The organism is Serratia bockelmannii (genome assembly GCF_008011855.1).
GTDB classification, from domain to species: domain Bacteria; phylum Pseudomonadota; class Gammaproteobacteria; order Enterobacterales; family Enterobacteriaceae; genus Serratia; species Serratia bockelmannii.
In genome coordinates this window covers 49,269-67,778 of the sequence record NZ_VOUX01000002.1, presented here as the reverse complement: position 1 = coordinate 67,778, position 18,510 = coordinate 49,269, and the positions used below count along the sequence as shown (strand labels likewise).

At 59.7% G+C, this 18,510-nt stretch carries 12 protein-coding genes; 10 read left to right on the top strand and 2 right to left on the bottom strand.

Annotated features, from left to right (window positions below; all coding sequences use genetic code 11):
* Positions 1-77: 77 nt before the first annotated feature.
* Positions 78-1,595, top strand: a complete 1,518-nt coding sequence (gene dgt / locus FOT55_RS02415) for a dGTPase (protein WP_060448158.1) — start codon at positions 78-80, stop codon at positions 1,593-1,595.
* A 180-nt stretch (positions 1,596-1,775) separates the two neighbouring features.
* Positions 1,776-3,215 (top strand): serine endoprotease DegP, encoded by a 1,440-nt coding sequence (gene degP / locus FOT55_RS02410; protein WP_147823051.1) that lies wholly within the window; start codon positions 1,776-1,778, stop codon positions 3,213-3,215.
* Between the two features lie 68 nt (positions 3,216-3,283).
* Here the strand turns inward: degP and barA are convergent, their stop codons facing one another.
* The gene (gene barA, locus FOT55_RS02405) at positions 3,284-6,010 is read right to left on the bottom strand and encodes a two-component sensor histidine kinase BarA (RefSeq protein WP_049204768.1); all 2,727 of its coding nucleotides are present in this window, start codon (positions 6,008-6,010) and stop codon (positions 3,284-3,286) included.
* Positions 6,011-6,076: 66 nt separating this feature from the next.
* Between barA and rlmD the strand changes: the two genes are divergently transcribed.
* The 8 genes from rlmD (at position 6,077) to FOT55_RS02365 (ending at position 17,035) form a co-directional block, all read left to right on the top strand.
* Positions 6,077-7,426: a 23S rRNA (uracil(1939)-C(5))-methyltransferase RlmD gene (gene rlmD / locus FOT55_RS02400; protein ID WP_025301596.1), complete on the top strand. Its 1,350-nt coding sequence runs from the start codon at positions 6,077-6,079 to the stop codon at positions 7,424-7,426.
* A 9-nt stretch (positions 7,427-7,435) separates the two neighbouring features.
* Complete coding sequence (relA, locus tag FOT55_RS02395) at positions 7,436-9,667, top strand: GTP diphosphokinase (RefSeq protein WP_025301597.1); 2,232 nt, start codon at positions 7,436-7,438, stop codon at positions 9,665-9,667.
* A 102-nt stretch (positions 9,668-9,769) separates the two neighbouring features.
* The gene (mazG, locus tag FOT55_RS02390) at positions 9,770-10,564 is read left to right on the top strand and encodes a nucleoside triphosphate pyrophosphohydrolase (protein ID WP_025301598.1); all 795 of its coding nucleotides are present in this window, start codon (positions 9,770-9,772) and stop codon (positions 10,562-10,564) included.
* A gap of 351 nt (positions 10,565-10,915) precedes the next feature.
* Positions 10,916-12,553, top strand: a complete 1,638-nt coding sequence (pyrG, locus tag FOT55_RS02385) for a glutamine hydrolyzing CTP synthase (RefSeq protein ID WP_004932674.1) — start codon at positions 10,916-10,918, stop codon at positions 12,551-12,553.
* An 81-nt stretch (positions 12,554-12,634) separates the two neighbouring features.
* Complete coding sequence (eno, locus tag FOT55_RS02380; protein ID WP_025301599.1) at positions 12,635-13,930, top strand: phosphopyruvate hydratase; 1,296 nt, start codon at positions 12,635-12,637, stop codon at positions 13,928-13,930.
* 286 nt (positions 13,931-14,216) lie between these two features.
* The gene (locus tag FOT55_RS02375) at positions 14,217-15,407 is read left to right on the top strand and encodes an NAD(P)/FAD-dependent oxidoreductase (protein WP_025301600.1); all 1,191 of its coding nucleotides are present in this window, start codon (positions 14,217-14,219) and stop codon (positions 15,405-15,407) included.
* Entirely contained in the window at positions 15,404-15,808 is a 405-nt protein-coding gene (locus FOT55_RS02370; protein ID WP_080271238.1) for a hypothetical protein, read from the top strand. The genes FOT55_RS02375 and FOT55_RS02370 overlap by 4 nt, the downstream gene beginning before the upstream one ends.
* A gap of 30 nt (positions 15,809-15,838) precedes the next feature.
* Positions 15,839-17,035, top strand: a complete 1,197-nt coding sequence (locus FOT55_RS02365; protein WP_025301602.1) for a methionine gamma-lyase — start codon at positions 15,839-15,841, stop codon at positions 17,033-17,035.
* 37 nt (positions 17,036-17,072) lie between these two features.
* On the opposite strand, the gene FOT55_RS02360 is transcribed toward FOT55_RS02365, so the two are convergent.
* Positions 17,073-18,467: an amino acid permease gene (locus tag FOT55_RS02360; RefSeq protein WP_025301603.1), complete on the bottom strand. Its 1,395-nt coding sequence runs from the start codon at positions 18,465-18,467 to the stop codon at positions 17,073-17,075.
* Positions 18,468-18,510 lie beyond the last annotated feature (43 nt).

Here is an 18,510-nt window from a genome sequence, read left to right as displayed (position 1 = left end):
GTGTATCAGAGATAATGCGTTGCATCCGCTGCCGGGAATTGTTATCACGGGGGCAGGGCGCAACGGCGGAGAAACAGATGTCCGGGATCGACTTCAAGCAAAAAATCAGCTTCCAACGGCCTTTCAGCAAACCGATCGAGGCCGAGGAAGAGTACGACATCGTGCGGCAGTTCGAGAGCGATCGCGGGCGCATCGTCAACTCGGCCGCCATTCGCCGTCTGCAGCAAAAAACCCAGGTGTTTCCGCTGGAACGCAACGCGGCGGTGCGCAGCCGCCTGACGCACTCGATGGAGGTGCAGCAGGTTGGGCGCCACATCGCCAAAGAGATCCTCAATCGCTTCAAACAGGCGGGGAGAATTGATGAGCTCGGCTTGACCCGGCTGCTCGATCCGTTTGAAAGCATCGTGGAAATGGCCTGCCTGATGCACGACATCGGTAATCCGCCGTTCGGACACTTCGGCGAGTCGGCGATCAACGACTGGTTCGCCCAGCGGCTCGATCCCGCCAGCTGCGGCAGCGAGCCGGGCAGCCACGATCGCTGCCAGGTGGCGACGCTGCGCCTGCATGAAGGGGAGAGCGATCTGAACCGGCTGCGCAGCCGGATCCGTCAGGATCTCAGCCACTTCGAGGGCAACGCCCAGGCGATCCGCATGGTGTACAGCCTGCTCAAGCTCAACCTGACCTACGCGCAGGTCGGCTGCATTTTGAAATACACCCGCCCGGCCTACTGGGCGAGCGACATCCCTGCCAGCCACAGTTACCTGATGAAAAAGCCCGGCTACTATCTGGCGGAAGAGGCCTTCGTCGATCGGTTGCGGCGCGAGCTGCACATGGGCGAGTTCGATCGTTTCCCGCTGACCTATATTATGGAGGCCGCCGACGATATCTCGTACTGTGTGGCCGATCTGGAAGACGCGGTGGAGAAGAGCATTTTCACCGTCGAGCAGCTGTATCAGCACCTGATTCAGGAGTGGGGCGAGGTGGTGCCGGGCGATCTGTTCGACAAGACCGTCGCCAGCGCGTTTCGCAAGATCGATCGCGGCGGCGCGCGGCGCAGCGCGGAAGATCAGTTCTTCATGTATCTGCGGGTGTTTACCGTGGCGCGGCTGGTGCCGCATGCGGCGCAGCGCTTTATCGACAATCTGGACGCGGTCTATCAGGGCAGTTTCAATCAGGCGCTGCTGGAGGATTCCAGCCCGGCCTATCGGCTACTGAAGATATTTAAAAATGTGGCGTTCAAGCACGTGTTCAACCACCCTGAGGTCGAGCAGCTCGAGCTGCAAGGCTATCGGGTGATCAGCGGCCTGCTGGACATTTACAGCCCGCTGTTGGCGATGTCGCTGGCGGACTTCAGCCAGCTGGTGCGCGAGGACAGCCATCGCGCTTATCCGATTGAAACACGCCTGTTCCACAAGCTGTCCACCAAGCATCGGCTAGCGTATGCGGAGGCGGTAGAAGGGCTGCAGCATTTATCGCCGGAGCAGCAAGGCATTCGGGAATATTATTTCCGCGCGCGTTTATTGCAGGACTATATCAGCGGAATGACCGACCTGTACGCCTATGATGAATATCGTCGATTGATGGCGGCGGAATAATTGAGCTGAAGAATAATTGCCAGCAATTCCAACCGGTTGGCTGTCTCGAGTTTTGTAAAGACGGACAATATTTGTTTACTATTGCCAATCATCTGTGCCGGAACTTCGGGCTATTAATTAACTCTGAATAAGCACGCAAGACGGCCATTCTTTTTGAACGACTTTATAAGAGACACACAGATGAAAAAAACCGCATTAGTTCTGAGCGCACTGGCATTCAGTATCGGTATGGCGATGGGCCCGGCGACGGCCAGCGCCGCTGAAACCGCCTCTTCCAGCACCCAACAGCTGCCGAGCCTGGCACCGATGCTGGAGAAGGTGATGCCTTCCGTCGTGAGCATTAACGTTGAGGGCAGCACCACGGTCAATACGCCGCGCATGCCGCAGCAGTTCCAACAGTTCTTCGGTGAGGATTCGCCGTTCTGCCAGGACGGTTCGCCGTTCCAGGGCTCGCCGATGTGTCAGGGCGGTGAACAGCCAGGGCCGGATGGCCAGCCGCAGGGCACGCAGCAGAAATTCCAGGCGCTGGGCGCCGGGGTGGTCATCGATGCCACCAAGGGCTATGTGGTGACCAATAACCACGTGGTGGACAACGCCAACAAGATCCAGGTGCAGCTGAGCGACGGACGCCGCTTCGACGCCAAAGTGATCGGCAAGGATCCGCGTTCCGATATCGCGTTGATCCAGCTGAAAGACTTCAAGAACCTGACGGCGATCAAGATGGCGGACTCCGATCAGCTGCGCGTCGGCGATTACACCGTGGCGATCGGCAACCCGTACGGGTTGGGTGAAACCGCCACCTCGGGCATCGTGTCCGCCCTGGGGCGCAGCGGCCTGAACATCGAAAACTACGAAAACTTTATCCAGACCGATGCGGCGATCAACCGCGGTAACTCCGGCGGCGCGCTGGTTAACCTGAACGGCGAGCTGATCGGCATCAACACCGCGATCCTGGCGCCGGACGGCGGCAATATCGGTATCGGCTTCGCTATTCCGAGCAACATGGTGAAAAACCTGACGGCGCAAATGGTCGAGTATGGCCAGGTGAAACGCGGCGAGCTGGGTATCATGGGCACCGAGCTGAACTCTGAGCTGGCCAAGGCGATGAAGGTCGATGCGCAGCGCGGGGCCTTCGTCAGCCAGGTAATGCCGAAATCTTCCGCCGCGAAGGCGGGCATCAAGGCCGGCGACGTGATCGTCACCATGAACGGCAAGGCCATCTCCAGCTTCGCCTCGTTCCGGGCGGAGATCGGCACGCTGCCGGTCGGCAGCAAGATGTCGCTGGGCATTATTCGCGACGGCAAGCCGATAACGATTGACGTCACGCTGGAGCAAAGCGCACAGACCCAGGTGGCCTCGGGCAATATCTACACCGGCATTGAAGGCGCCGAGCTGAGCAATACCCAGGTCGGCAACGTGAAAGGCGTCAAGGTCGACAGCGTGAAAGCCGGCAGCGCCGCCGCGCGCATCGGCCTGAAAAAGGGCGACGTGATCCTGGGCGTGAACCAACAGCCGATCCAGAACCTGGGCGAGCTGCGTAAAATCCTCGACAGCAAACCGTCGGTGCTGGCGTTGAATATTCAGCGTGGCGATAGCCAACTGTACCTGCTGGCGCAGTGATAAACGTCAGGCGCTAAAAGTAACAAAGGCACGCTACGGCGTGCCTTTTTGCATTATGGCCTGAGGATTCAGGCCGGTTGCGCCAGATGCGCGCGCGCCGCGTGGATCACCAGTTCAATCTCATCCAACAGCTCCAGCCACTCCGGCTCCAGTTCGTCGTTGGTGATGCCCTGGCGCAGCTGCCGCTCGAGGTAGAAACACAGCTGCTTGAGGCGCGGCACGCCGCTGTAGCTGCAGCTGCCGTGCAGCTTATGGACCAGGTCGAGGATCTCGTCGTCGTGTTGCCCCTCGAGCAGCGCCTGCACCCGTTCGCGCACCTGCGGCAGGAAATCGAGCAGCATTTGCAGCAGATCGCGCGCCAGATCCGGTTTATTGGCCGCCTGGCGCAGCGCCAGCGGCCAGTCGAGCGACAGCGGGGCATCGTCGGCGACGGCGCTTTCCACGTCGCCGCTGTGGTAGCGCGACAGCACGCGGGTCAGCATTTTCTCGTCGATCGGCTTGGCCAGGTAGTCGTCCATCCCGGCCTGCAGCAGATGCTCGCGTTCGCCGCTGGCGGCATGGGCAGTGACGGCGACGATCGGCGTAGAGTTGTGGTGCGGCAGTTGGCGGATCAGTTCGCTGGCGTGAATGCCGTCCATCTTCGGCATTTGAATGTCCATCAGGATCAGATCCAGCACGTTGTTGCGCGCCAGCGCCAGCGCTTCCTCACCGCTCTCGCACAGCAGCGTTTTTTCCACCTGTTCGCCCAGCAGCGTGCCGATCAGCTTCAGGTTGGCCGGGTTGTCGTCGACCGCCATCACCGTCAGCGGCAGACGTTTGCGCTCAGGCGGGGCGGCGAGCCGATCGGGCGTTTCCATTCTCAGCAGCGGGAACAGACGCGTGCTGGTGATAGGCTTGATCAGGCAGCCAAGCGCACCTTGTTGCTTGAGCAGTTCGGCGTCGATCTGCGCCTGGCACGGCAGCGCCAGAATCACCCGATCGGCCAGCTTCAGCGAGGCCAACAATTTGTCCTGATGTTGCGCCATGTTGTCGCGGAACGGGATCGGCACGCCGGCCAGCAGGAAATCGTAATGGCCTGACGGCAGCTGGCCCAGCGTCGGCGAGTGGGTGATCACCAGCTGCGTGACGCTGAGCATGTTGAGCGTTGCCTGCGCCGCCGTCGGGTTGGACTCGATATAGGCCAGCGTTTTGCCGTTAAGATCCGGCAGGCTTGGCGCCAGCGACAGCATGCCCTCGTTCAGATCCAGCGTGATGTGGAACCAGAAGGTCGAGCCGCGATTCAGCTGGCTGTGGAAGCAGATGTCGCCGCCCATCTCCTTCACCAGCTTTTGCGTGATCACCAACCCTAGCCCGGTGCCGCCGTGGCGGCGGGAGATGCTGGCGTCTGCCTGACGGAATGCCTGGAACAGCTGCGACTGCTGGCGTTCGGAGATGCCGATGCCGGTGTCGTGGATCTGCACTTCCACTTCCACCCGGCGATCCAGCTGTTTGCGCAGCTCGACGCGGATATCGATATTGCCGGTTTCGGTGAACTTGATGGCGTTCCCCAGCAGGTTGGTGATGATTTGCTGCAGGCGCAGCGAGTCGCCGATCACCTGCTCCGGCACGTCGTTGTGCACATCCAGCGTCAGCTCCAGCCCTTTGTCGTGGGCGCTGGGGGCCAGCAGCACCACCACTTCGTCCAGCGTTTCGCGCAGGGCGAACGGAATATGCTCCAGCACCAGCTTGCCGGCCTCCAGCTTGGAGAAGTCCAGCACGTCATTGATGATGGTCAGCAGGTTGTTGGCCGAGCGTTCGATGGTCTGCAAATAATCGGTTTGGGTTGCGCTCAGATCGGTTTTCAGCATCTGGCGGGTAAAACCGATCACGCCGTTGAGCGGGGTACGCAGCTCGTGCGACATGTTGGCCAGGAATTCGGACTTGATGCGCGCCGCCTCCTGCGCGCGTTTTTTCGCCAAATCCAGCTCGACGTTCTGGATCTCCATCTGCTCCAGCGTTTCACGCAGGTCGGACGTGGCCTGATCGATGTTCTGCTGCATCTCTTCGTGATAGGCGGTGAGCGACATCGCCATCGAGTTGATGCCGTTCTTCAGCATGTGCAGCTCGCCGAGCATGTAGCCCTCCACGCGGCTGTCGAGCTGGCCGCGGCGAATGCGATCGACGGTGTTCACCATGTTGCGGATCGGGCCGGTCACGTCGCGCATCAGGCGGTAAGCGAACAGGATGGCGATGCACATGCACAGCAGCAGCAGCAGGGTGGAGACGAACACCTCTTTATACTGCTGCAGCCGCACCGACTGCAGATCCAGCTCGATCGCCACATAGCCCAGGTTGTTGTCGGGGTGGCTGCCGCCGTCGGCGGTTTCATCCGGATACTGATTTTCCGACAGGATCGGCGTGCGCAGGATCAGCGAATCGCCGCGCCGGGTGAGCATCAGTTCGGTGGGCAACGGCACGCCTTTCGGCAGCTGCAGCTGGGCGAAGTTGTGGTGATAATTGGAGGTGACGAACAAATTGTTCTGCGCATCGAACACGGTGATCGAACGCACGATGTCCGAATGGCGGCGGTGCAACAGGCTGACCAACTGCCTGACCGATTCGCGGCTGCGGAACGTCATGCCGTACTCGCTGGCCACCGCCAGCGGCTCGATGATGCTGGCGCCGGCGTCGACCAATTGCTCCTGCAGCTCGTTATAGCGGTGCACCACGAAGAAGGTGCTGAGCAGCAAACCAATCAGCAAGGTCGGGGCCAGAATCAGGATCATCATGCGCGCACGCAGGCTGTATTTGGTCATGGGATTCCAATGTGGGAGAATTGACAGCTGACACTAGCTTAATGAACCAGCACACAATCGACAAATATGGCGCAATTCTACTCTCCCAAACGCCGCGTGACGACCCGGCAGAGCTCACAAATCTTCACCGTGACGGTGAGCGATCTCGATCCTTTCGGCCAGGGCGTGGCGCGCCACGACGGCAAAGCGGTGTTCGTGCCGGGCGTATTGCCGGGCGAGCAGGCGGAAATCCAGCTGACCGAAGACAAGCGCCAGTTCGCCAAAGGCAAGCTCAAGCGCCTGCTGAGCCGCAGCCCGCAGCGGGTGGCACCGCGCTGCCCGCATTTCGGCGTGTGCGGCGGCTGCCAGCAGCAGCATGCGGATGAGGCACTGCAGCAGCAGAGCAAGGCGGCGGCGCTGGTGCGCATGATCGCCCGCGAAACCGGGGTGACCCCGCAGCAGGAACCGGTGATCGCCGGCCCGGAATACGGTTATCGCCGCCGCGCCCGCCTGAGCCTGGCGTGGCAGCCGAAGTTGCAGCGCCTGATGATGGGGTTTCGACAGGCGGCCTCCAGCGAGCTGGTAGCGGTGGAGCACTGCCCGGTGCTGCGCCCGGAGCTGGAACAGCTGCTGGCGCCGGTGCGCGCCTGCCTGAGCGGGCTGCAGGCGGTGCGGCGGCTGGGGCATGTGGAGCTGGTGCTGGCGGATAACGGCCCGCTGCTGGTGCTGCGCCATCTCGATGCCCTGAAAGAGGCGGATCGCCAGGCGCTGTTGGCGTTTGGCGAGCGGGAAAACGTCGCTGTTTATCTGGCGCCGGACAGCGACCGCGTGGAAAAACTGTGCGGTGAAACGCCGTATTATCAGGTTGACGGGCTACGCTTAGACTTCAGTCCGCGCGACTTTATTCAGGTCAATGACGCCGTAAACCAACAAATGGTGGCGCAGGCCCTTGAATGGCTCGACATTCAACCCAATGATCGGGTGCTGGACCTGTTCTGCGGCATGGGGAATTTCACCCTGCCGCTGGCGCGCCGCGCCGCTGCGGTGGTGGGCATCGAAGGTGTTGCCACGCTGGTAGCGAATGGGCAATATAATGCACATAAGAATAAGCTGAATAATGCGTCGTTCTTCCATGAGAATCTGGAGGACGACGTTGAGCGGCAACCTTGGGCAGCACAAGGGTTTGATAAGGTGATGCTGGATCCCGCCCGCGCCGGTGCGGCCGGGGTGATGTCACACATTGTAAAACTGGCGCCGGCGCGGGTGGTGTATGTTTCCTGTAACCCCACCACGCTGGCTCGCGACAGCAAAGTGCTGTTGAACGCCGGTTATCGTCTTGCGCGCGTGCGGATGTTGGATATGTTTCCGCACACGGGGCATCTTGAATCAATGGCGCTGTTTATCAACGAGCGCGCGCCAGAGGTCGCTGCAAAGTAGGGAGAAGTTATGGTTGCGGTAAGAAGTGCACATCTGAATACGGCGGGTGAGTTCGCTCTCGATGAGTGGATCGCCGGCTTGGGGCTACCCAACCCGCAGTCATGTGAGCGATTGGCCGCAACCTGGCGTTATTGTGAGCAGCAGACCCAAAACCATCCCGACGCCTCGCTGCTGCTGTGGCGCGGCCTGGAGATGGTGGAAATCCTCTCGACGCTGAGCATGGACAACGACAGTATGCGCGCCGCGCTGCTGTTCCCGCTGGTGGACGCCGGCATCGTGCAGGAAGAGACCCTGACCGAAGCGTTCGGCAATGGCATCGTCGCGCTGGTGCACGGCGTGCGCGACATGGACGCCATTCGTCAACTGAAAGCCACCCAAAACGACTCGATGGCCTCCGAACAGGTCGACAACGTGCGCCGCATGCTGTTGGCGATGGTGGAGGATTTCCGCTGCGTGGTCATCAAGCTGGCGGAACGTATCGCCCACCTGCGCGAGGTGAAAGACGCGCCGGAAGACGAACGTGTGCTGGCGGCGAAAGAGTGTTCCAACATCTACGCCCCGCTGGCTAACCGGCTCGGCATCGGCCAACTGAAGTGGGAGCTGGAAGATTTCTGCTTCCGCTACCTGCACCCGGAAGAATACAAGCGCATCGCCAAGCTGTTGCATGAGCGCCGCATCGATCGCGAACAGTTCATCGACGACTTCGTCGCCGGGCTGCGCGCCGAGATGGCCAAAGAAGGCATTCGGGTGGAGATTTACGGCCGGCCGAAACACATCTACAGCATCTGGCGCAAGATGCAGAAAAAGCACCTGGCGTTTGACGAACTGTTCGACGTGCGCGCGGTGCGCATCGTGGCGGAGCGTCTACAGGATTGCTACGCGGCGTTGGGCATCGTGCATACCCACTTCCGCCACCTGCCGGACGAGTTCGACGACTACGTCGCCAACCCGAAACCCAACGGCTACCAGTCGATCCACACCGTGGTGCTGGGGCCGCGCGGCAAAACCGTCGAGATTCAGATCCGCACCCGGCAAATGCATGAAGACGCCGAGCTGGGCGTGGCCGCACACTGGAAGTACAAAGAGGGCGCGGGCGTGACCGTGCGCTCCGGCTACGAAGAGCGCATCGCCTGGCTGCGTAAGCTCATCGCCTGGCAGGAAGAGATGGCGGACTCCGGCGAAATGCTCGACGAAGTGCGCAGCCAGGTGTTCGACGATCGGGTCTATGTCTTTACCCCGAAAGGCGACGTGGTGGATCTGCCGGCCGGCTCCACGCCGCTCGATTTCGCTTACCACATTCACAGCGACGTCGGTCACCGCTGCATCGGCGCCAAGATCGGCGGCCGCATCGTGCCGTTTACCTATCAGCTGAAGATGGGCGATCAGATTGAGATCATCACCCAGAAACAGCCAAACCCGAGCCGCGACTGGCTGAACCCGAACCTGGGCTACGTGACCACCAGCCGCGGGCGCTCGAAGATCCACAACTGGTTCCGCAAGCAGGATCGCGACAAGAACATTCTCGCCGGCCGCCAGATGCTGGACAACGAACTGGAGCATCTCGGCATCAGCCTGAAAGAGGCTGAGAAGCTGTTGATCCCGCGCTACAACATGAACTCGCTGGACGAGGTGTTGGCGGCGATCGGCGGCGGGGACATTCGCCTGAACCAGATGGTGAATTACCTGCAGGGCAAGTTCAACAAGCCGAGCGCCGAAGAGCAGGATCGCGAGGCGCTGCGCCAGCTGGTGCAGCAGAAAGCGCCGCCGCCGACCCGCAACAAGGATAACGGCCGCGTGGTGGTGGAGGGCGTGGGCAACCTGATGCACCACATCGCCCGCTGCTGCCAGCCGATCCCGGGCGACGACATCGTCGGTTTTATTACCCAGGGGCGCGGTATTTCGATCCACCGTGCGGACTGCGATCAGCTGGTCGATCTGCAATCGCATGCGCCGGAGCGCATCGTCGATGCGGTGTGGGGCGAAAGCTACTCCAGCGGTTATTCGCTGGTGGTGCGCGTGATGGCCAACGATCGCAGCGGGCTGCTGCGCGATATCACCACCATTCTGGCCAACGAAAAGGTCAACGTGCTGGGCGTCGCCAGCCGCAGCGATACCAAGAAGCAGTTGGCCACTATCGACATGGATATCGAAATCTACAACCAGCAGGTGTTGAGCCGGGTGCTGGCGAAGCTGAACCAACTGCCGGACGTGATAGACGCCAAGCGTTTGCACGGCAACTAAGCCCATATCGCCTTTCGGGCCGTATCGATAGCGGATGCGGCCCGAAATCCATGAATTCTGCGGGCGCTCCCCTGCGCCCCCATTCTTTCTCAGAGATTTTTTATGACCCAATCCACTCCGCTGCAGCGTCTGCTGAACATCATGAAAACGCTGCGCGACCCGCAGCTCGGCTGCTCGTGGGACCGCAAGCAAACCTTCGCCACCATTGCGCCTTATACGTTGGAAGAGACCTACGAAGTGCTGGACGCCATCGAACGGCAGGACTACGCCGATCTGCGCGACGAACTGGGCGACTTGCTGTTCCAGGTGGTGTTCTACGCCCAGATGGGGCAGGAACAGGGGCTGTTCGATTTTGATGAGGTGTGCACCGCCATCAGCGACAAGCTGGAGCGCCGTCATCCGCACATCTTCGGCGACGCCAAGGGCGGAGACAGCGAAGCCGTGGCGGCGCGCTGGGAGCAGCTCAAGGCCGGCGAGCGCGCCGAAAAAGCGCTGCACTCGGTGCTGGACGACATTCCGCAGGCGTTGCCGGCGTTGATGAAGGCGCAAAAGATCCAAAAACGCTGCGCCTCGGTCGGCTTCGACTGGAACACGCTGGGCCCGGTGCTGGACAAAGTGTATGAAGAGATCGACGAAGTGATGCACGAAGCCCGCCAGGCGGTGGTTGATGAGAGCAAGCTGGAAGAGGAGATCGGCGATCTGCTGTTCGCCACCGTGAACCTGTCGCGCCATTTGGGCCACAAGGCCGAGAACGCGCTGCAGGCGGCGAACCGCAAGTTCGAACGCCGCTTCCGGGAGGTGGAGGCGATCGTCCAGCAACGCGGGCTGCGGCTTGAAGACGCCACGCTGGAGCAGATGGAAGACGCCTGGCAGCAGGTGAAGCGCAAGGAAAGTTGAATCGCTGCAACGACAATGTTGATCGCAAACAAGGTTCACTCAGGCTGAAACGGTTAAGCTTACGGTCAGGTCACAGGCGCAGGGCTGCCGTCGGCAGCAAAAGGCCAACAAACTGAAATCTAAGGCGTTTTATCGCTCGATAGGGGCGGTAAAAAGAAATTTTCTCCGCTAACTCTTTGTATTTACTAGAGGGTTTAGGCGGCGCCGGCGGAGTAAACCCTGATGAACACGGGAGGGCGGCCGAGATGATGGACAGCAAAACGATCGTTTGTAGGTCAGGAGAGGTTCGGGTATACTACTTTCCCGTCCTGGTTCTTCCATCGTCTTTAAACCTAAACTCTCAGGTTCAGCATGACAACTAATTATATTTTTGTGACCGGCGGGGTCGTATCCTCTCTGGGTAAAGGCATTGCCGCAGCCTCTCTGGCGGCTATTCTTGAAGCCCGTGGCCTCAACGTTACCATCATGAAACTGGACCCGTACATCAACGTGGATCCGGGCACCATGAGCCCGATTCAGCATGGGGAAGTTTTCGTCACCGAAGACGGCGCAGAAACCGATCTGGATTTGGGTCACTACGAGCGCTTCATCCGCACCAAAATGTCGCGTCGCAACAACTTCACCACCGGCCGCATCTACTCCGACGTGCTGCGTAAAGAACGCCGCGGCGACTATCTGGGCGCGACCGTGCAGGTCATTCCGCACATCACCAACGCGATCAAAGAACGCATCATCGAAGGCGGCGAAGGCCACGATGTGGTGCTGGTGGAAATCGGCGGCACCGTCGGCGATATCGAATCGCTGCCGTTCCTCGAAGCCATCCGTCAGATGGCGGTGGAAGTGGGCCGCGAGCACACCCTGTACATGCACCTGACGCTGGTGCCTTACATGGCGGCGGCGGGCGAAGTGAAAACCAAGCCGACCCAGCATTCCGTAAAAGAGCTGCTTTCCATCGGTATTCAGCCTGATGTGCTGATTTGCCGTTCCGATCGCGCGGTTCCTGCTAACGAACGCGCGAAAATCGCGCTTTTCTGTAACGTGCCGGAAAAAGCGGTTATCTCTCTGAAAGACGTTGATTCTATTTATAAAATCCCAGGCCTATTGAAATCTCAGGGGCTGGACGATTATATTTGTAAACGATTCAGCTTGAACGCACCGGAAGCCAACCTGGCCGAATGGGAACAGGTGATCTACGAAGAAGCCAATCCGGGCGGCGAAGTGACCATCGGAATGGTCGGCAAATACGTTGAGCTGCCGGATGCCTACAAGTCGGTGATCGAAGCGCTGAAACACGGCGGGCTGAAAAACCGTTTGACCGTGAACATCAAGCTGATCGACTCGCAGGACGTAGAAACCCGCGGCGTGGAAGTGCTGAAAGGGCTGGATGCGATCCTGATCCCGGGCGGCTTCGGCTACCGCGGCGTGGAAGGCAAAGTGATGACCGCACGCTATGCGCGCGAGAACAACATTCCTTACCTGGGCATTTGCCTGGGCATGCAGGTGGCGTTGATGGAGTTCGCTCGCAACGTGGCCGGCATGGAAAACGCCAACTCCACCGAGTTTATGCCAGACTGTAAGTACCCGGTGGTGGCGTTGATCACCGAATGGCGCGACGAAGACGGCAACGTCGAAGTGCGCAGCGAAGAAAGCGATTTGGGCGGCACGATGCGCGTAGGTGGCCAACAGTGCAACCTGAGCGACAACAGCCTGGTGCGTCAGCTGTACGGCGAACCGACCATTGTCGAGCGTCATCGTCACCGTTACGAAGTTAACAACATGCTGTTGAAGCAGATCGAAGCCGCAGGGCTGCGTGTCGCCGGTCGTTCCGCCGACAACAAGCTGGTCGAGATCATTGAACTGCCGAATCACCCGTGGTTTGTAGCCTGTCAGTTCCACCCGGAATTTACGTCTACGCCGCGTGATGGGCATCCGCTGTTCGCCGGCTTCGTGAAAGCCGCAGGCGAGCATCAGAAGCGCCAGGTGAAATAAAATATTTGGTGGGCGGCGCGCGGTGAGAACCGCGCGCTGTTTGTCTGGAGTTTTAGTTTAACTTGTACTGAGGAAAACCTAATGTCCAAAATCGTTAAAGTCATCGGTCGTGAAATCATCGACTCCCGCGGTAACCCGACTGTTGAAGCCGAAGTTCATCTGGAAGGCGGTTTCGTCGGCTTGGCTGCTGCGCCGTCAGGTGCTTCTACCGGTTCCCGCGAAGCGCTGGAACTGCGTGACGGTGACAAGTCTCGTTTCCTGGGTAAAGGCGTACTGAAAGCCGTTGCTGCAGTAAACGGTCCGATTGCTCAGGCAGTACTGGGTAAAGATGCCAAAGACCAGGCGAACATCGACAAGATCATGATCGATCTGGACGGCACCGAAAACAAATCCAACTTCGGCGCCAACGCCATTCTGGCGGTTTCCCTGGCAGCAGCGAAAGCGGCCGCAGCCTCTAAAGGCATGCCGCTGTATGAGCACATCGCTGAACTGAACGGCACCCCAGGCAAATTCTCCATGCCACTGCCGATGATGAACATCATCAACGGCGGCGAGCACGCTGACAACAACGTCGACATTCAGGAATTCATGATTCAGCCGGTTGGCGCGAAGACCCTGAAAGAAGCGGTGCGCATCGGTTCTGAAGTGTTCCACCATCTGGCGAAAGTTCTGAAAGCCAAAGGCATGAACACCGCCGTGGGCGACGAAGGCGGCTACGCGCCAAACCTGGGTTCCAACGCCGAAGCGCTGGCCGTTATCGCTGAAGCGGTAAAAGCGGCGGGCTACGAGCTGGGCAAAGACGTTACTCTGGCGATGGACTGCGCGGCTTCCGAATTCTACAAAGACGGTAAATACGTGCTGGCCGGCGAAGGCAATAAAGCCTTCACTTCCGAAGAGTTCACTCACTTCCTGGAAGAGCTGACCAAACAGTACCCAATCGTGTCTATCGAAGACGGCTTGGATGAATCTGACTGGGCGGGCTTCGCTTACCAGACCAAAGTGCTGGGCGACAAAATTCAGCTGGTGGGCGACGACCTGTTCGTGACCAACACCAAGATCCTGAAAGAAGGCATCGAGAAAGGCATCGCTAACTCCATCCTGATCAAATTCAACCAGATCGGTTCTCTGACCGAAACGCTGGCTGCAATCAAGATGGCGAAAGACGCTGGTTACACCGCGGTGATCTCTCACCGTTCCGGTGAAACCGAAGACGCGACCATCGCCGACCTGGCGGTAGGGACTGCGGCTGGCCAGATCAAAACCGGCTCCATGAGCCGTTCTGACCGCGTTGCTAAATACAACCAACTGATCCGTATCGAAGAAGCGCTGGGTGACCGTGCGCCATTCAACGGCCTGAAAGAAGTTAAAGGCCAGTAAGTTCGACCGATTCGGTTGTTAAATAAAAACCCGCTGCGGCGGGTTTTTTTGTGGCTATAACCGATATATTAACCAGTAGTTATTTATTAAAAACGGTAGTTTTTAACGGGGTAAATTTATTCCGATATCTCTCTTTCCCGTTTTTATATTCCCATTTTATTTGCTTTATAACTATTCGTTACTAGACTGCCAATAAGGCAGTTTATTTCTCGCCGTTCTGCCGTAGAACTTCATCATCACCATACCTTAATACTGCCGGCTTGCTGGCCGGTTGAGCGGGGGCTTGATGCGACAGCGAATCATCATTATCGGCGGTGGAACCGGCGGCACCATCCTGGCCAATTTATTGGCCGCAAAATTACACCAAGAGATTATTAATAATAAAGTCGAGTTATTAATGATATCGGATTCGCCGCTGCATTATTACAAGCCGGCGTTTATGTATGTGGCGTTCAATGCTTTTTTCAAGCAAGAGCTCACGCGTTCACAGCGGAGTTTATTGCGGCCTGAAATACAGTTTATTGTTGATAAAGCGCAATCTTTCGATTTAAAACAGCGAAGTATAGCTACGCAAAGCGGTAAAATTTATTCCTATGACTTTCTGGTCTTTGCTACCGGCTGTGTCCCTTGGCCAGAACGAATCGAAGGATTGGCGCAGGCGGGCGATCATTTTTATCAGTATCAGGCCGCCAGGCGGCTGGCGCATAAGCTGGCGACGATCGAAAAAGGCCGAATTTTCATCACCGTGTCCTTCCCCGAAACGCCCAACGTGCCCCATCAGTGCGGCATTGCGCCGATCGAAACCACCTTGATGCTGGACGACTACCTACGGCGGCGCGGCGTGCGCAAGGCGGTAGAGATTGTGTACACCTACCCGACCATTTCCCAACTGCTGCGCAACTGCCTGTTTTTGCAGCGGCCGACCGGCGAAGCGCTGCCCGCCATTTTTGCCGCGCGCGACATTCGCCACCAGCGTGGGTTTACCCTCAGCCGAGTAGACGCCCAGCGTAACATCGCCTATTCCGCCGAAGGGGAAGAACAGCCGTTCGACATTCTGATGGCAACGCCGCCGATTCGCGCAGTCGAGGCGGTGCGCAATACCGGGTTGAGCGAGAGTCAAAACGGCGAAGGCTGGCTGCCAACCGATCATCAAACGCTGCAGGTCTACGGCCAGCAGGGCGTATATGTGATCGGCGATACCGTGGATTTGCCGGTCAGCAAGGCCGGCGGCTCTTGCCATAATCAGGCGCCGGTCATTGCCGACAACATCGTGGCGGAAATGCGGCTGGGCCAGCCCGTGAGCCATTACGATGGCAAGGTGCAGGCGGTCGCGCAAATGGGGCTGAATGCCGGCATGCCGCTGGTCTACGACTACCGGCATGACGTACTGCCGACGCCCGCCACCAAGGTAGGCGGCATGCTGCGTAATGGGTTTAACCGCGGCCTTTACTGGGCCACGGTAAGGGGGCTGATATGACGGAAAGCACGGTGCATGCGGCGGACCTGCAATCATTGGCGGCGTTGCTCGAGAAATTGCAGCCGCTGCTGGCGGGCGGGCGGTTGGATAACGTGGTCGATCTGTTGTCGCTGTTGTCGGACGTGGTGGATATCGCCGACAACGCGCTGGTGGAGAAACTGGCCGGCGTGTTTGAAGGGCTGGTTACGGTCGGTTGGGAGGGGGGGACTGCGTTGCAGATGGCGCACAGCGAGCTGCAATTGAATCCTCCGCCGGCCAGTTTTCGCGCGCTGTACGCCTTGCTGAAGCAGCCGGATACCCTGCTGGGGTTGACGCTGCTGCTGCGTACTTTACAAATCATCGGCCAGCGCACGCGAGACAGCGCATTGCCGCCGGCCCTTTCGGATGAATCAACGAATTAAGCTTCACCCACTCAGGTAAGGAGTTGTGTTATGTCCGCTACAGCAGTTGGCCACGACTTTGCCACCCGGGCTATTCATTACGGCTACGATCCGCAGCGGTATCAGGGGGCACTGTCTCCGCCGGTGTTTATGAGCTCTACGTTTGCTTTTCCCACCGCGGAATACGGCGGTGCCTGCTTTGCCGGCACCGAGCCGGGGTACTTTTATTCGCGCATCGCCAATCCGACGTTAACCCTGCTCGAGCAACGCATCGCCAACCTGGAGGAGGGGGAGGCGGCGGTGGCGTTCGCTTCCGGTATGGGGGCGATCACCGCGTGTTGCTGGACGCTGCTCAGACCGGGCGATGAGCTGATTGTCGATGAAACCGTCTATGGCTGTACCTTCAGCTACTTTCATCATGGCTTGGCACGCTTCGGCGTCAAGATAACCCACGTTGACCTGACCCGGCCGGAGCGGCTAGCGTCGGCCATGGGTCCGCATACCCGACTGGTGTATTGCGAAACCCCGGCCAATCCCAATATGCGCTTGGTCGATATCGCCGCCGTAGCGGAGATCGCCCATCGGCATCAGGCGCTGCTGCTGGTGGACAATACCTACTGCACGCCCTATCTACAGCGGCCCTTGGCGTTAGGTGCCGATATCGTGGTGCACTCGGCGACCAAGTACCTCGGCGGGCACGGCGATCTCTTGGCCGGGATAGCGGTGACGCGTCAGGCGTTGGCCGAGGCGATCCGTCTGGAGGGGTTAAAGGACATGAACGGGGCGGTACTGTCGGCGCAGGATGCCGCGCTGGTGCTGCGTGGGATGAAAACCTTGCCGCTGCGCATGGAACGTCATTGCGATAACGCGCAGCGCCTGGCAGAGATGTTGGCGGAGCATCCGGCGGTCGAGCGGGTGTATTACCCCGGCCTGGCGAACTTCCCGCAGCATGCGTTGGCGCAGCGGCAAATGGCGCGCCCCGGCGGCATGCTGGCGTTTGAACTGCGGGGCGGCATGCGTGCAGGCATTCGCTTCCTCAATGCGCTGCAGCTCATTTTGCGCGCGGTCAGCCTGGGCGATTGCGAAAGCCTGGCGCAACACCCGGCCAGCATGACGCACTCGGCCTACACGCCGGAAGAGCGGAAACGGCACCACATCAGCGAGGGGCTGGTGCGGCTGTCCGCCGGGCTGGAGGCGTTTGACGATCTGCAGGCCGATATCCTGCAGGCGCTGGCGCAAGCGCAATAAAAAAACCCGCCGCAGCGGGTTTTATCAACAGCGGGCGTTACATCTGTTGCGTCGCCGCGGTCACCGGCGAGCCGCCGCCTTTTTTGCGCACCCACAGCCAGTAAGCCACGGTGAGTAAAGCGATCCACACCAGCCCGACGTACAGCGCGATGCGGCTCTCTTCGAAGTAGCCGAGCAGGCCGATGACGAACGCCATAAAGGCGGTCGCCAATGCCGGCGCCACCGGCCACCACGGCACCGGGAAGCTCAACTGACGAGTTTCTTCCGGCGACAGCGTGCGGCGCATGACGATCTGCGACAGCAGGATCATCAGCCACACCCAGACGGTGGCGAAGGTGGCGATCGAGGCGATGATCATGAAGACCTTCTCCGGGATCAGGTAGTTGAGCACCACCGCCAGCAGCAGGGCGACTGACATCACCAGCACCGTCATCCACGGCACGCCGCTGGCGGTCAGTTTGGTGAAGCTGCGCGGCGCCTGGCCGTCCTGCGCCATGCCGTACATCATGCGGCCGGCGCCGAAGATGTCGCTGTTGATGGCCGAAATGGCCGCGGTGATCACCACCACGTTCAGCACGTTGGCGGCGGAACTGATGCCAAGGTTGCTGAAAATCTCGACGAACGGGCTGCCGTTCTGGCCGATACTGTTCCACGGATAGATCGCCATCAGCACCGTCAGCGTCAGCACGTAAAACAGCAGGATGCGCACCGGTACGGCGTTGATCGCCTTCGGCAGCACTTTGGCGGGGTCTTTCGCCTCGCTGGCGGTAATGCCGATGATCTCGATGCCGCCGAAGGCGAACATCACCACTGCCAATGACGCGACCACACCGCCGAAGCCGTTAGGCATAAAGCCGCCGTGTTGCCACAGGTTGCTGATACCGGTGGCGTGCTGGGTTTGCCCGAAACCGAACAGCATCACCGCCGCACCGCCGACGATCATCGCCACGATGGCGGCGACTTTGACCAGCGACAGCCAGAACTCCAGCTCGCCGAAGACCTTGACGCTGCACAGGTTGAGCGCGCCGATAAACAGGATGATGCTGAGCACCCAAACCCACTGAGCGACGTCCGGGAACCACAGCCCCATATAGATGCCGAAGGCGGTGACGTCCGCCAGGGCGACGATCACCATTTCGAAGGTGTAGGTCCAACCGGTGAGGAACCCGGCCAGCGGGCCGAGATAGTGGCTGGCGTAGTGGCCGAACGAGCCGGAAACCGGCTGGTGCACCGCCATTTCACCCAGCGCGCGCATCACCATGAACACCGCCGCGCCGCCCACCAGGTAGGCCAGCAGCACGGCCGGGCCGGCCAGCTGGATGGCGCCGGCGGAGCCGTAGAACAGGCCGGTGCCGATCGCCGAGCCGAGGGCCATGAAACGGATATGCCGCGCGTTTAGTCCGCGTCTGAGTTGTGTCGTTTCGTTACGCATGTTGCTTCCCGTTAAGTGTTTGCCGAACAGGCACGCGCTGCCC

Excerpts from the sequence above, each read along its gene's own strand:
- dgt (WP_060448158.1), top strand. The coding sequence starts at position 78 with ATGTCCGGGATCGACTTCAAGCAAAAAATCAGCTTCCAACGGCCTTTC.
- degP (WP_147823051.1), top strand. The coding sequence starts at position 1,776 with ATGAAAAAAACCGCATTAGTTCTGAGCGCACTGGCATTCAGTATCGGT.
- barA (WP_049204768.1), bottom strand. The coding sequence starts at position 6,010 with ATGACCAAATACAGCCTGCGTGCGCGCATGATGATCCTGATTCTGGCC.
- rlmD (WP_025301596.1), top strand. The coding sequence starts at position 6,077 with ATGGCGCAATTCTACTCTCCCAAACGCCGCGTGACGACCCGGCAGAGC.
- relA (WP_025301597.1), top strand. The coding sequence starts at position 7,436 with ATGGTTGCGGTAAGAAGTGCACATCTGAATACGGCGGGTGAGTTCGCT.
- mazG (WP_025301598.1), top strand. The coding sequence starts at position 9,770 with ATGACCCAATCCACTCCGCTGCAGCGTCTGCTGAACATCATGAAAACG.
- pyrG (WP_004932674.1), top strand. The coding sequence starts at position 10,916 with ATGACAACTAATTATATTTTTGTGACCGGCGGGGTCGTATCCTCTCTG.
- eno (WP_025301599.1), top strand. The coding sequence starts at position 12,635 with ATGTCCAAAATCGTTAAAGTCATCGGTCGTGAAATCATCGACTCCCGC.
- FOT55_RS02375 (WP_025301600.1), top strand. The coding sequence starts at position 14,217 with ATGCGACAGCGAATCATCATTATCGGCGGTGGAACCGGCGGCACCATC.
- FOT55_RS02370 (WP_080271238.1), top strand. The coding sequence starts at position 15,404 with ATGACGGAAAGCACGGTGCATGCGGCGGACCTGCAATCATTGGCGGCG.
- FOT55_RS02365 (WP_025301602.1), top strand. The coding sequence starts at position 15,839 with ATGTCCGCTACAGCAGTTGGCCACGACTTTGCCACCCGGGCTATTCAT.
- FOT55_RS02360 (WP_025301603.1), bottom strand. The coding sequence starts at position 18,467 with ATGCGTAACGAAACGACACAACTCAGACGCGGACTAAACGCGCGGCAT.